The sequence below is a fragment of the Clostridium tagluense genome (assembly GCF_003865095.1).
Lineage (GTDB): Bacteria > Bacillota > Clostridia > Clostridiales > Clostridiaceae > Clostridium_AD > Clostridium_AD tagluense.
Window position 1 is genome coordinate 195,940 of the sequence record NZ_BHYK01000002.1, and the last position, 12,766, is coordinate 208,705.

Sequence of the window (12,766 nt, forward strand, 5' to 3'; positions counted from 1 at the left end):
GGTGGTGGTCTAGTAACAGTAATGGTAAGAGGTGACGTTGGTGCTGTAAAGGCAGCAACTGATGCAGGAGCGGCTGCTGCACAACGTGTTGGAGAATTGATTTCTGTTCATGTTATCCCTCGTCCACATGCTGAAGTTGAAGCTATTCTTCCTAAAACTCTAAAGATAGAAGAAGAAGCAAAATAGATTGCATGTTGCCATTTAAACAAATAATGGTTGATTATTAAATGTAGGGCTGTTGCACAACTAAAAAATATTTAGGGTGTAACAGCCCTAATTTTTTTGTTAAAACTAAAATGCGGCTTTCCAAACTACCGACATAAGTCAACACTAAAGGAGGGCAAAATTATGAATCAAGTATTTGCACCAGGCTGCACTTTGATGTTATACAAACCGAAGCTTGTAGATAAACTTAAAATGATTATAGTCTCAGAGTTTGGCGAGATGCCCACACTTTTGACTTGCTGCTTTCACGATCCTAAATTGGATCAAGGTACACGAGTAATTACTGTATGTTCAGCTTGTGACAAAAGTTATAGAGAATTATATGAAGGAATCAGAGCGGTATTATTTTGGGAGGTACTGGCTGATAGTGTGACTTTCAATTTCCCTGACTATAAAGGCGTAGAAATGGCTATACAAGATACTTGTTACAGTCGCAAAGAGGAAAGATACCTGAACGCCATTCGTAAATTGTTAGCGAGAATGAATATAAAAGTTATTGAGCCTAAATTAGCAGGGTCCAAAGCAATTTGTTGTGGGGACCATTTTTATGGAAAGCTACCTGTAGAACAAGTCAATGAGCTGATGAAAAAACGTGCACAGCAAATGCCTTGTGAGGAAGTTGTGGTCTCTTGTGTTTCCTGCATCAAATCCATGTACATTGGGGGAAAAAAACCACGATTTATTATTGATTTGTTGTTTAGAGAAGATACACTAACAGATAATTATGAAACTCAGAGTTGGCACAAACAAATGGAAGCCTTTATTGAGGCACATTAAAAATTTAAATAATTGTAAAGATATGTGACTGGAATGCATGAGGTAGACATAAATATACTAAAGTGTAGCACAGTTTAAAAAATATGTTTAAAATCCACAACTAAGGCCTATACAAACCTTGGTTGTGGATTTTAAATATATTAACACCGCAAGTTTAATCCGACGGTTTTGACGCACATATATGTTTTCTATACTTATTGGGAGTCATGTTCATTTTCGCACAGAATACTCTGTTAAAGTAAGACGGATCCGAGAAGCCACATTCAATTGAAATCCGGTAAGCGGGATAATTAGTTGTCTCGAGCAACCTGCAAGCATATTGAATTTTTAAATTAATTACATATTCTGTAAATGCAACACCCATTTCTTTTTTAAAAACATGGCTGAAATATTTGGGATTCATAAACGCCTTAGATGCAACTATTTCTAAAGTCAATCTTTCTCTGAAATGCTCTTTAATATATTTTATGGATTCTTCGATAAAGTTATGAAGGTATTCCTTGGGCTCTGTGCTTTTTTCCTCAGGCACAGCCTCCACTAGCACAGGAGATTCGGCTACCGAGTCCAGCATTTTGTGAAAAATATGTTTGAAGGCGTTGGGCTTGATGGGCTTTAATTGGTATTCGAAAACCCTAAGTCTAATAGCTTTCTGTGCATAGGGAAAGTCGGAGTAGGCGGACAAAACGGTGATACACACGTTAGGCAGAAATTTTCTGATCTCCGCAATGGCACTCAGACCATCCATTTCAGGAATCATTACATCCATTATGATAATGTTCGGTCGATACTGCTTTGCTAGTTTGACGGCCTGAACCCCGCTTTCGCAGGTCAGTAGCCTATCTTCGGTGGAAAGATCCTCCAGTACAACTGTTTTGAGGAACTCTTGTTCAAGCATTTCATCTTCCACAATTAAGACTACAATCATAGCGATACACCCCCAATAGGGTGGGTAGGAATAGTTATGGTAACGGTACTTCCGCTATAGTCAGATTTTACTATTGTAAGTCCGTATTGTTCTCCGTAATATCGTTTTAGACGTTTGTCTGTATTCCAGAACCCTAGACCTGATTTATTTTCAGACTGTTGTATGTTCTGCAAAACATCCTTTGGAAAACCGTTTCCATTATCCATAATGGAAATAACGATTTCGTTTTTATATTCTTCAGCATAAATACTGATTTTACCTCCGTCCCGCTTTGGAGTGATACCGTGGATAAGAGCATTTTCAACAATAGGTTGGATAACCATGTTGGGGATTCTGTAAGACTTAATATTCTCAGGGATATCGCTGTCATATACCAGACGATTTTTAAATCTTACCTTCTGGATATACAGATATTTCTTAATGTTGTCAATTTCGGCACCAATGGTGTGAAGCTGGTCATCTTGTTTTAAATTGTACCGCAGTAAATCGGAAAGGCAATAGATAAGTTCCTCCGTTTTAGAATGCTCAAAATATGCAATGCGGGCGATACAGTTCAAGGTATTAAACAAAAAATGGGGATTCACCATCAGGGACATGTTTTTAGCTTCTAAATCGATGATCTTTTTCTCCAGTATGTCCTTTTCAATGGACAGCCTTACCGCATCTAGATCGGCATGACTGACGCTTTCGGATAAGTCAAGAGAAATATTTTTGGCAATGTGGCCACACAATTGCTCATGTACTTTAATTTTATTTGATTCCACGGTTTTCAGCGAGAGAATTGATTTGGCTATAAACTCCAATTCAGGAGTTTTATCCCTTTGGAGGGACTGGACATCAATCATGAGTTTTTGATATTCATTACCCTCCAAATATGTTTGTACACCGCCTATATAACCCACAATTTTATCCTGCACCTTTATGGGAAAGAGAATGTTTTCAAGCCCGTATCGGCAGACAAATCTATCCTCACCGCTGGGCTTTAGGCGGCATTTGTAGTCTGGGCATACCCCACCTTTATTTTCCTGGCATATATAGGTACAAAAATCCGGGGATGGAATAAACTCAAACAAAATATCTCCATTTGTATCTACTAAAAATAGGGAGAGATCTGAGAGAGATAAAATACTCATGTAGCGGGTATATAAAATATTGGAGGCTATTAATTTTTTCAGCAGATTATTAGTTTTATTCATGCTTATAGCACTCCTTTTCTGCCATGTAATTTATATTCAAAAGAAAAAAATGTTGAAGTTCTATGGGCTTAAAAGTCTCTTTCGAATCTGATTATGGCTTATTAATTATTATAATGTACAATAGTATAAAAGTAAACAATCAGCGATATGTTTTTTCGACGAATTTCGTCAAAAAAAGAGGCTAAAACTCAGGTTTTAGCCTTTTTTTATTCTATTTCATTCTTTATGATTTTGGAAACTTATTAATAGCATTTTTGATAGATATTAATAAGATCTTCCTTAGAAGGCTGCCTTGGATTAGTTGGTGTACAACGATCGAGCATGGCTGTTTCGGCCATATGCGAAAGCGATTTTTCAAACTCACTTTGATCAACTCCAAGCGCACGAAGATTATCTTCGACCCCCAGAGCTTTTTTTAGTCTACCTACAGCCTGAATGAAATTCACAGCGCCTTCACGGTGCGTTCTGGCTGGAAGCTGCAGAACCATTGCTAGTTTTGCATACCTTTCGGTAGCATAACCGTTGGCACTTCCCCTTAAGTCGGCGTTATATTCCATCACCGCATTAAGCAGGAGCGCATTGGATCGACCGTGAGCAATGTGAAAAGTAGCTCCAATTGCGTGGGCTAAACTGTGATTTATGCCAAGATTCGAATTTGTAAATGCCATTCCTGCCATGCAGGAAGCGTTTTGAACACGATCTCTCGCATCGGAATCCTTCACGTCCTTGTAAAGCTTCTCAATGTTCTCGAAGATCAGTTTTACTGCTTTTTCTGCAAGAGCGTCTGTAAAGTCAGTTGCGTTTGTGGAAACATAGGCTTCGATGGCATGAACCAGGACATCTATGCCAGTATCCACAACCACACGCTGTGGAACATGCTGAATACAGGTAGAGTCAAGTATGGCGATATCTGGTGCGATAAACTCATCTACTATGCATACCTTTTCCTTACCGGAAGTAATAACGGCAAAGTCCGTTACTTCTGAGCCCGTTCCACTTGTGGAGGGAATTGCAATAAACAGCGGTTTTTTCATTTCACCACCAGCTGCGCTTTTAAGCTTCCAGGAAAAATACAGAATTCCCTTGGCAGTATCAATGGCAGAGCCTCCGCCCATTGCAACTAGTACATCTGCATCACTTTCTTCGTATAACTTAAGCCCCTCTGCAATTACATTGACATCCGGATCAGGGCGCACCCCTGAAAAAACAACGGAGCTTATTCCCGCCTTGCTTAGGTAATCTACGACATTTTGAAGATATCCTAACTTTTCCATTATGGAATCCGAGACAATAAATGCTCGGGAGCCAGTAATTTGTTCTAAAACCTGTATGGATTGCTTATTAAAATAAACCTTGGATTTCAGTTTAAACGTGTCTTCCATGATTTTTACCTCCTATATCTTTGCTACTACAGTAAGACTTATTTCCAGTAACTAAAATGACTGATAATATATGATAGCATACAAAACAATTAGTTTATTGCAGATTCAATATATAGTTTTAGCACTATTGTATCCAGTTAAAAGGAAACATTGTACAATATTGCTTTTCTTGAACAATGGCTACTTTAAAGCTGTGATTTTTTCATTTCTTCTTTTTTGATATAGAAATGTGCTATAATAATAATATATTCAATATTTATAAAATAATAAATTAATATATGTGTGGTGGGATTATTAATGGAAATGGAAGAATTAGTACAAAAAAAACTGCGTCTCGTCTTTAATGACGATAGCATTATATTCGATAAATCCCGTTTTGCGGGCGGACTTACCAATTACAACTACTTTATGAATATCAAGGGAACTGAATATGTTGTACGGCAACCGGGTGGCATGACCAATAAGATGATCGACCGAAAAATTGAAAAGATCAACAATCGCATGGCCTCGGAGTTTGGTCTGAATTGCGAGTGTGTTTATTTTGATGATGAAAGCGGTATTAAAATCAGCGTATGCATTAAGAACAGCAAAAATATTGCCCTTATTGATCCATGCTGCATTGCGAACTTGAGAGCTGTTTCTGGTCTGCTGAAAAAAACCCACTCCAGCCCAAAGCATTTTCCTAATTCCTTTGATTGGCAAACGGAGCTTAATAAATATGAACAGATTATCCAAGACCTTAACGGCGGTTTTTTCTTTGACTACGCTGCACTTAAAAAAGAATTGGTTGATTTTATGGAAAAAAATATTAAAAATACAATTTCTGTACCTTGTCATAATGACACAGTGCCTGAAAACTTTGTTGTGGATGAAAATGGCAGAACTTACCTTGTAGATTGGGAATATTCTGGAATGAATGATCCAAGCTGGGATGTGGCGGCTTATATCCTTGAATCTAGACTTACCGAAGAGGCAATTCAATATTTTCTTTTGGACTACTATGGCCAATTTCTGACGCCAGGAGAAATATTAAAAATAAAATGCTACATGGTAGCGCAGGATTTGCTTTGGATGGTATGGGCCATGATTAGACACTACAGTGGCGACGATTTTCTTGACTACTGCTGTGCGAGATATGAACGCTTTCAGAAGAATGTCAAGGCAATTACGGTTTCAGGAGATTGCTCTATTGCCGATATGGTAAAGAATTAGGAAGCCATAACGGTTGGTAGAGTAAGCGTTTTTGATGTTTGAAGTGCACCCCCTAAATTGAATGGACACAACTAAAAAAGAGTTGTGTCCATTCAATTTAGGGGGTGTTTTTATGGTAAATAAACCATAATTTTCTCTTATGATGGCTTGATTTAAACTATTAGTGCAATAAAGTAACGATAGTACAAAAACTTCAAAAAACTGGCGGATATAATGCAGTAAAAAATTGCACTTTATGCCATGAAAAAATCTCTTATTAAGTTATATTAGTAGGGGGCGTGTAAGCTGGGGCCGGCATTCGTTGTTAGGGAAAACGGTTTCTAAATTCCCCCTAAGTAAGGTTAAATTTTAAGGAGATTAAAGTTGCATAAAACTCTGCAAGAAATTTCTAATGACTGTGTTAAGAAAAGGGGTCATTATAAATTATAAATTACAATTTAATCATAATATACTAAAAATATTTAGAAGAAGGGGGTTTTGTTTATGAGCGAAGTGACAGGAACAGTTAGTGCATCGGCAATTGCTGCTAAAAAGAAGCTATCATCACAATTTTACAAAAAGGGTATATCAATCGCTTTATTCTCAGGTCTTATGTATGGATTTTATTCAGCATTTTTGACATTAGGTATGTCTAAGGGGGTTTGGGGTGAGTGGTATGGTACTAACACGGCCGGTTTATCAGCTTTTGTTATTACATATTTACTAGGTGCACTTGGTAGTGCGGTAAATGATACTTGTAGTGCTGTTTGGGCATTACTTTATGCAGGGGTTAAAGGTAAACTTGGAGATTTCTTTAGATGTATTAATACTACTCCAGGTCGAGTGATGATCTTAGCGGCTCTTATAGGAGGTCCTATTTCCAGCACAGCTTATGTTGTTGGACTTCAGATGGCTGGTTCAATAGTTATTCCTATTACTGCCCTTTGTCCAGCTATTGGTGCTATTTTAGGTAAAATATTATTCAAACAAAAATTAAACAAGCGTATGATGGTAGGCATTGGTATTTGTGTTCTTGCTAGTTTTATGATTGGTAGCACAAGTATTGGTGGAGATGCACCAAAAGGTAGGTTCCTGGGTGTTTGTATTGCTTTCATAGCTGCTCTTGGTTGGGGCTTTGAGGGTTGCGTAGCTGGTTACGGTACATCTATGATTGACTCTGAGATTGGTATTACTATCCGTCAGACAATATCAGGTCTTTCAAACTTAATTATTTTAATTCCTATTTTTGGTATAATGGCAGGTGGCGTTAAGATTTCAAATGGCCTTGTTGTTCAGGCGTTTACAAGTGGTCCTGCTATGATTTGGTTTGCTGTAAGTGGTCTTTGCGCATTCGTTTCGTATATGAGTTGGTATAGGGGTAACAGTATGTGTGGTGCCGCTCTCGGTATGGCGTGTAATGGTACATACTCATTCTGGGGACCGTTCTGTTGCTGGATTATACTTGGCGTATTTAGCGGTATGAAAGGTTGGTCGTTACCTCCTATCGCTTGGATGGCTGCTGTATTAATGATGGTTGGTATCTTAGTAATCTCTATGAATCCAATGGACTTGCTTAGAAAAAAGGAGGTAAATTAGTATGAAAGCTCTTAACTATGCTATTTTAAAACATTTCACAAAAGTTAAAGAAGCTTGCGCTGAAGACGTTATTGAAGCTTTAAAAGGCGAATATGCTAATTTCAAAGCGTTTAATAGAGATGATGTAATCGCAGCTTTAATGACAGCTGAAGCTAATGGTCTTCTTGAAGAAACGAGATTTAATATGGATAAGGCGGATGTCTTAAGAGTTTACTATCATGCAAACGAAGAAGGCGCAGCTACAATTAATAAATACATTAAAGACTAATAATCAGGTAAAGAGCTAGGGGCAAATTGGATATAAAACCAATTTGCCCCTAGCTCTTTTTAGTTCAACGTATGTAAATTCTAATGCTAGATTTTCAACCTCTATTACTAGCTTAATTTATGATTCGCTAATTTTACCTATAAATTCCTTTTTTTTTATTGATTTCGCTAAAATTTTTATTTCATTTTTATCCTCCGATGTAGTATAATTTTTACATGACATAGAATCATTCCCTCTCCGTATATTTTTATCCATAGAACTATATCGGCGAAATGGTTTTATTCTTTTACATTATTTTGTAAGGGTAGTTTGAAACACGTAATATAATCAAGCATTGTATTTTGTCGAACTATATTCAAAGGATAATTTAATTATTTTAAGGAGGGGATTTTAGTGAAAAATAGAATTAGCACTAAAATAGTTATTGCAATAGTGAGTTGTTCAATTTTAGTATCAGCAATTGTGGGAATTACAAGTATTTTTAAATCCACAAGCATAATTAAACATGAAGCCACAGAGAAACTATTAGACATAGCTTCTAGTAAAGGAAATGAATATACAATACAAACTACAAAGGTAGAAAACACTGTAAAGGAGTTATCTGGACTAGTTTTAGGCACAATAGAAGTTTCTAAGGTTAAAGACCCAAGCTACATGAATACATATGAAAAACAGTTAAGTCGTTTAATGAAGAGTTTAGGGGATAGCAATAATGGGCTTGTAGGGATGTATATGACTTTTGATTCTAAATTTACAGATGGAAGTAAAATTTACGAGGTATTTTATGAATATGACGAGCAGAAAAAACAAAGCGAGATGGCTATTGATGATGAGAGTTTAGATGACTTTAAGGAAAGCAATGTGGATATGGATTGGTATTACAGCCCAATTAAGGCTAAACTAGGAGTATGGTCAAAATCTTATATAGACTCAATAAGTAAGATAAATATGATATCCTATACCATGCCTGTATATGCTAATAATGAATTAGTTGGAGTTGTAGGTATTGATATTTCTTTTGAAAGTTTGAGAAAGATGATTTTAAATACAAAGATATATGACACAGGTTCTGCATTTTTGTTAGATAAGGATTATAGTTTTATAGTTGATGTAAGCAAAAAAGCTACTGATAAATTAGATACCTTAGAAAATGGAAAATATAAATTTATAACTGCTGAATTAAGTAATAAGAAATCAATGGCGTTAGAGACAACCTTTGAAGGACGTAAACAGATGATGGGTTATTACACTTTGAATAATGGCCAAATTATGGGAGTGAAAGTTCCTAGCTCGGAAGTGTTCAAAAATTTAAAAAATTTAATAGGTCTTATTATTTTAATTATAGCTCTAGGAATTATAATTTCAATAATTATTGCATTATTTATTGGAAGAAGAATATCTAGACCAATAGAAGTTGCAACAAGTTTTATAGGTAAATTAGCTAAGCTGGACTTAACCTATAATGACAAGAATCTTAATCAAATGCTATCAAGCAAAGATGAAATAGGTGTTATGGCAAATAGCTTAATGAAACTAAGGGAAGAATTAATAAAGGTTATTGATGAACTAAAGAAGGATTCTGCTGATGTATTACAATATTCAAATACTATTTCTGTAAGCGCGGAGGAAACAACATCTTCTATTACTGTTGTGGCGCAAACTGTTGAAGCGTTAGCTAGGGGAGCTGTTAACCAAGCAAGACAGGCTCAGGATGGTTCATATAAATTAAATGTACTTGCCGGTGAGATAGACGAAGTTGTGTTTAGCATTACTAGTCTTAAAGAATATTCAATAGAAATGGAAAAAATGCAAGAGAAGGGTAGTAAAGCGATTAAAGAACTTAATGTAAAGCTCGGATTAAATGTACAAGCCACTGAAAAGGTTGCGAGTAATATAGATGGATTATCAAATAAATCAAGCTTGATAGGGGAAATTATAAGTACCATTCAAGCTATTGCAAGTCAGACAAATCTATTAGCTTTAAATGCGGCAATTGAATCAGCAAGGGCAGGCGAGAGCGGGAAAGGGTTTGCAGTGGTAGCAGAGGAAATTAGAAAGCTTGCAGAAAAAACAGCCACATCTACACATGAAATAGATAACATAGTAAAACAAATTCAAGATGAAATAAGTTTAGGAAAATGCAATATGGATGAAGCTAAAAATACTGTTAAAGAAGCAAATTTTGTAATGGTAACATCTACAGATGCCTTTGAGGTCATCGGGGAGGCAATATATAATACAAAGTCAAAAATACAAAGCATAGCATCGAGCATCAATACCGTAGATAGTGGAAAAGAGGATATAGTTCGCGCTATTAAAGGAATAACTGCAATAACCGAACAAGCTGCAGCATCAACGCAGGAAGTAGCCGCAAGTATGGAACAAGAAGAAGTTGCAATTAAAACTGTATCAGAAACCGTAGAACAATTAAAAGAATTAGTAGTTGTATTAGATAAAATTGTAGGTAAATTTACTTTGTAAAATATGTTAGTAAGTTTGCTACGTTCATAAGGTAACCCGGAATACCAATCTACTTATTTATAATTTATGGTTATTATAACCTTAAGGTTAAATCATCACCTGCAGTGTTGCAATATTAACGACTTAGTTATCATTTATTGAATCTAGTGGTATATTCTATTATTATATATATAATACAGTATTATTAGAGCGAGGGGATTTGATGGGAAAAGATGTAAAAACGGCTTTATTATCAGTTTTAATTATTATAACTACATTTATAATAATAAGACGGTTTACGGTACTACATTTGGAATTTAAAAATATTGACTTACCTACCAAAGCAAGTAGACAAATTGGAGATATGAGTACTCATAAATGGATAACAGTAAAAAAAATGTCTAAAAAATATAATATAAGTGAAGAAAGAATCTTTAAAACTCTTGAGATTGTTCCGCAGAAGGGTGATGAAAATTTATATATCAAAGACTTGGGCAAAAAATATAATAAGCCTTTAAAAGATATGAAGGATAATTTAAAGAAAATAATAGAAAACGATAAAAACATACAAGGTAATAGAGATATAGAAGGTAAAAAACATGAGTGAATTTAGTAATTTACTAATAGAATGTTTTCGAAACTATAACATTTGGTTTTTGAGTATTATCATTGTACTTCAGTGTATAGGAATTCCAACAGGAGCATCCTTACTTGTAATGGCATCTGGAGCGTTCGCTTATGCTGGTGAATTTAATGCGGTGAGTCTTTTGCTAGAAATTTGGTTTTTTTCATGGGTTGGGGATAATATTGCTTATATTATGTGGAGATTTATTGGGGATAAAGTTTTAAATAGGCATTCTAAAATAAAATTCTACATTCAACCCAAAATATTTAAAGCTAAAAATTATTTAAGTAAACACGGAAGAAGCTCAGTTTTTTTTAGCAGATTTATAATATCAGCTATGGGACCTTTTATAAATGCTACAGCAGGTCTTTCGCGATATAAATTCTGGACATTTAGTTTGTTTGTCGCTTTAGGCGAATTGTTTTGGACTTGTATATACTTGGGACTAGGATATTGGTTTGGGGATTCATTTGAAACTATAATTCCTATAGTAACAGGATTTGGGCAATTCATAACTTACATAGCAATTTTAATTATTGCTCTATACTTTTTTATTAAAGCAATTAGAAACAAGAAAAGTAAACACTAGTCATTATGGTTCTTGTTTTCAAAATGGATATCCTTAGCTATAATTTAAAAAATATACTTTAAATAAAATTTAAATATGTTATACTGTAAAAGGTAACTTATTATATGGAGAGATGTCCGAGTGGTCGAAGGTACCTGCCTCGAAAACAGGCGAACGGGTTATACCGTTCCGAGAGTTCGAATCTCTCTCTCTCCGCCAATATAAAAGGCTTTAGCAATTATGCTAGAGCCTTTTTTTAATAGGATTTATTAGTGGAAATGGGTATTGTGGCGCCCCTTTCACGACAAAATAGGGAAGGTTAAACGAAAGTAGACGAAAATATACTTTTCCAATATCAAAAAGATTGCTTTCAAAACAAAAAAAATAAATGTAGATTATGATAATGAAAAAGCCCACGTCATTTGTGGTACGGTTCACCGTAACGGGTATAACGTAGACTCTTAAATATATTCGTTAATAAGTATATACTTGTAATATATAAGTATATAAAAAATGTTATAATGTTTGTTAATTAAGCAAAACACAAAAAAATGGGGGGCAAAGTAATGTACAAAATTTATAAAATCGATCCTAATAATTTGACAACAAATGAAATTGAAAATTTATATTTAATCAATAAGAATATAGTAAAAAAATATAACCTTTTAGATCGGTTTAAGGACACTAATAACTATAAAGATTTATTTTTATCAACCTTTATTGGAATTGATAATGAGCTATTTATACTTGAGAAGGATTCTTTAATATGTGGAATATTAAATTACACTAAGTCTGCTGATTGGAGTGGAAAAGAACAATATAAATTAAGTATCTCTTTCTCTGATTCAATTATTGATGAAGCTATGCTTAAATCTATAAATCAATTAATTGAAGATAAGTTAGATCAACATGGTGAACTTGCAGTAGTTACGTATAATAATGAATTAGAAAGGTTAATAGAAAGATATACTAGCAAGGTAAGTTTAAGAGGTAACTATTATACTTTGAAAAAAGAAGACATCGATATAGACATGCTTAATAAATCTATAAAAGAATATGAAACAAAAAATCACGATCTTTCTATTAAATATACTGATATTATTTCAGAGGAGTATATTAAACAATATTGTGATTTATTTATGGAAACTATGGCTGATATGACAGATTCAAAGGAAGATGGTTATGTTGAATATATTATAACCCCTGAAAAACAAAGACAAATCAATGATTCTTTTAAGAAAAGAAATATCACTCATAATTGCTATATGATTTTCAATTCAAGTAATGAAATGATAGCTAAATCAAATGTATCTGTAAATAATAATGACCCTCGTTTTCCTTACCAATTTATGATTGGAGTTAAAAGATCCTATAGAGGGAGAAACTTAGGAAAATTGCTTTATGCATCTATGTATAAAGGGTTATTTGAAAATGTTGCTTTTGATAGAGTGCTTGTAAGCCATCATCCTGAAAACAAACCTGCCATTAATATTAGTAAATGGGTTGGATATAAATTTAACTATTTAGAGACTATACATGTTTTATACAAATAG

At 34.6% G+C, this 12,766-nt stretch carries 12 protein-coding genes and 1 tRNA gene; 10 read left to right on the forward strand and 3 right to left on the reverse strand.

Annotation, left to right across the window (positions count from 1 at the left end; all coding sequences use genetic code 11):
* The coding region (locus Ctaglu_RS02385) for a BMC domain-containing protein (RefSeq protein WP_124997824.1) at positions 1–186 on the forward strand (186 nt) is incomplete at its 5' end.
* Positions 187–348: 162 nt separating this feature from the next.
* Positions 349–1,002, forward strand: coding sequence for a heterodisulfide reductase-related iron-sulfur binding cluster (locus Ctaglu_RS02390; RefSeq protein ID WP_124997692.1), 654 nt, complete (start codon positions 349–351; stop codon positions 1,000–1,002).
* A gap of 154 nt (positions 1,003–1,156) precedes the next feature.
* Here Ctaglu_RS02390 and Ctaglu_RS02395 read toward each other — a convergent pair whose 3' ends face one another.
* The 3 genes from Ctaglu_RS02395 to Ctaglu_RS02405 form a co-directional block, all read right to left on the reverse strand.
* On the reverse strand, positions 1,157–1,927 hold the full coding sequence (locus Ctaglu_RS02395; protein ID WP_124997695.1) for a response regulator transcription factor: 771 nt from the start codon (positions 1,925–1,927) through the stop codon (positions 1,157–1,159).
* The gene (locus tag Ctaglu_RS02400) at positions 1,924–3,123 is read right to left on the reverse strand and encodes a sensor histidine kinase (RefSeq protein WP_124997697.1); all 1,200 of its coding nucleotides are present in this window, start codon (positions 3,121–3,123) and stop codon (positions 1,924–1,926) included. The genes Ctaglu_RS02395 and Ctaglu_RS02400 overlap by 4 nt, the downstream gene beginning before the upstream one ends.
* A 242-nt stretch (positions 3,124–3,365) precedes the next feature.
* Complete coding sequence (locus Ctaglu_RS02405) at positions 3,366–4,505, reverse strand: 1-propanol dehydrogenase PduQ (protein WP_185732570.1); 1,140 nt, start codon at positions 4,503–4,505, stop codon at positions 3,366–3,368.
* A gap of 297 nt (positions 4,506–4,802) precedes the next feature.
* Here Ctaglu_RS02405 and Ctaglu_RS02410 point away from each other — a divergent pair, with 297 nt between their 5' ends.
* The 8 genes from Ctaglu_RS02410 (at position 4,803) to Ctaglu_RS02445 (ending at position 12,766) form a co-directional block, all read left to right on the forward strand.
* Positions 4,803–5,717, forward strand: coding sequence for a choline/ethanolamine kinase family protein (locus tag Ctaglu_RS02410; protein WP_124997701.1), 915 nt, complete (start codon positions 4,803–4,805; stop codon positions 5,715–5,717).
* Positions 5,718–6,200: 483 nt separating this feature from the next.
* Positions 6,201–7,292 carry a DMT family transporter gene (locus Ctaglu_RS02415; protein ID WP_124997703.1) on the forward strand — a complete coding sequence of 364 codons (1,092 nt, stop codon included), beginning with the start codon at positions 6,201–6,203 and terminating at the stop codon, positions 7,290–7,292.
* 1 nt (position 7,293) lies between these two features.
* Positions 7,294–7,560 (forward strand): hypothetical protein, encoded by a 267-nt coding sequence (locus Ctaglu_RS02420; protein WP_124997704.1) that lies wholly within the window; start codon positions 7,294–7,296, stop codon positions 7,558–7,560.
* 393 nt (positions 7,561–7,953) lie between these two features.
* Positions 7,954–10,041: a methyl-accepting chemotaxis protein gene (locus Ctaglu_RS02425; protein ID WP_124997706.1), complete on the forward strand. Its 2,088-nt coding sequence runs from the start codon at positions 7,954–7,956 to the stop codon at positions 10,039–10,041.
* A 202-nt stretch (positions 10,042–10,243) separates the two neighbouring features.
* A complete protein-coding gene (locus tag Ctaglu_RS02430; RefSeq protein ID WP_124997708.1) occupies positions 10,244–10,627 on the forward strand; it encodes a hypothetical protein in 384 nt (127 codons plus the stop codon).
* Complete coding sequence (locus Ctaglu_RS02435; protein WP_124997710.1) at positions 10,620–11,234, forward strand: DedA family protein; 615 nt, start codon at positions 10,620–10,622, stop codon at positions 11,232–11,234. Before Ctaglu_RS02430 ends, Ctaglu_RS02435 begins: the two co-directional genes overlap by 8 nt.
* A 106-nt stretch (positions 11,235–11,340) precedes the next feature.
* Positions 11,341–11,432 (forward strand) — tRNA-Ser (locus Ctaglu_RS02440).
* A 347-nt stretch (positions 11,433–11,779) separates the two neighbouring features.
* Positions 11,780–12,766, forward strand: a complete 987-nt coding sequence (locus Ctaglu_RS02445) for a GNAT family N-acetyltransferase (RefSeq protein WP_185732571.1) — start codon at positions 11,780–11,782, stop codon at positions 12,764–12,766.

What these genes read in the sequence shown, in the direction of transcription:
- Ctaglu_RS02405 (WP_185732570.1), bottom strand. Translation starts at nt 4,505, where the DNA reads ATGGAAGACACGTTTAAACTGAAATCCAAGGTTTATTTTAATAAGCAA.
- Ctaglu_RS02390 (WP_124997692.1), top strand. Translation starts at nt 349, where the DNA reads ATGAATCAAGTATTTGCACCAGGCTGCACTTTGATGTTATACAAACCG.
- Ctaglu_RS02395 (WP_124997695.1), bottom strand. Translation starts at nt 1,927, where the DNA reads ATGATTGTAGTCTTAATTGTGGAAGATGAAATGCTTGAACAAGAGTTC.
- Ctaglu_RS02435 (WP_124997710.1), top strand. Translation starts at nt 10,620, where the DNA reads ATGAGTGAATTTAGTAATTTACTAATAGAATGTTTTCGAAACTATAAC.
- Ctaglu_RS02410 (WP_124997701.1), top strand. Translation starts at nt 4,803, where the DNA reads ATGGAAATGGAAGAATTAGTACAAAAAAAACTGCGTCTCGTCTTTAAT.
- Ctaglu_RS02430 (WP_124997708.1), top strand. Translation starts at nt 10,244, where the DNA reads ATGGGAAAAGATGTAAAAACGGCTTTATTATCAGTTTTAATTATTATA.
- Ctaglu_RS02400 (WP_124997697.1), bottom strand. Translation starts at nt 3,123, where the DNA reads ATGAATAAAACTAATAATCTGCTGAAAAAATTAATAGCCTCCAATATT.
- Ctaglu_RS02420 (WP_124997704.1), top strand. Translation starts at nt 7,294, where the DNA reads ATGAAAGCTCTTAACTATGCTATTTTAAAACATTTCACAAAAGTTAAA.
- Ctaglu_RS02445 (WP_185732571.1), top strand. Translation starts at nt 11,780, where the DNA reads ATGTACAAAATTTATAAAATCGATCCTAATAATTTGACAACAAATGAA.
- Ctaglu_RS02415 (WP_124997703.1), top strand. Translation starts at nt 6,201, where the DNA reads ATGAGCGAAGTGACAGGAACAGTTAGTGCATCGGCAATTGCTGCTAAA.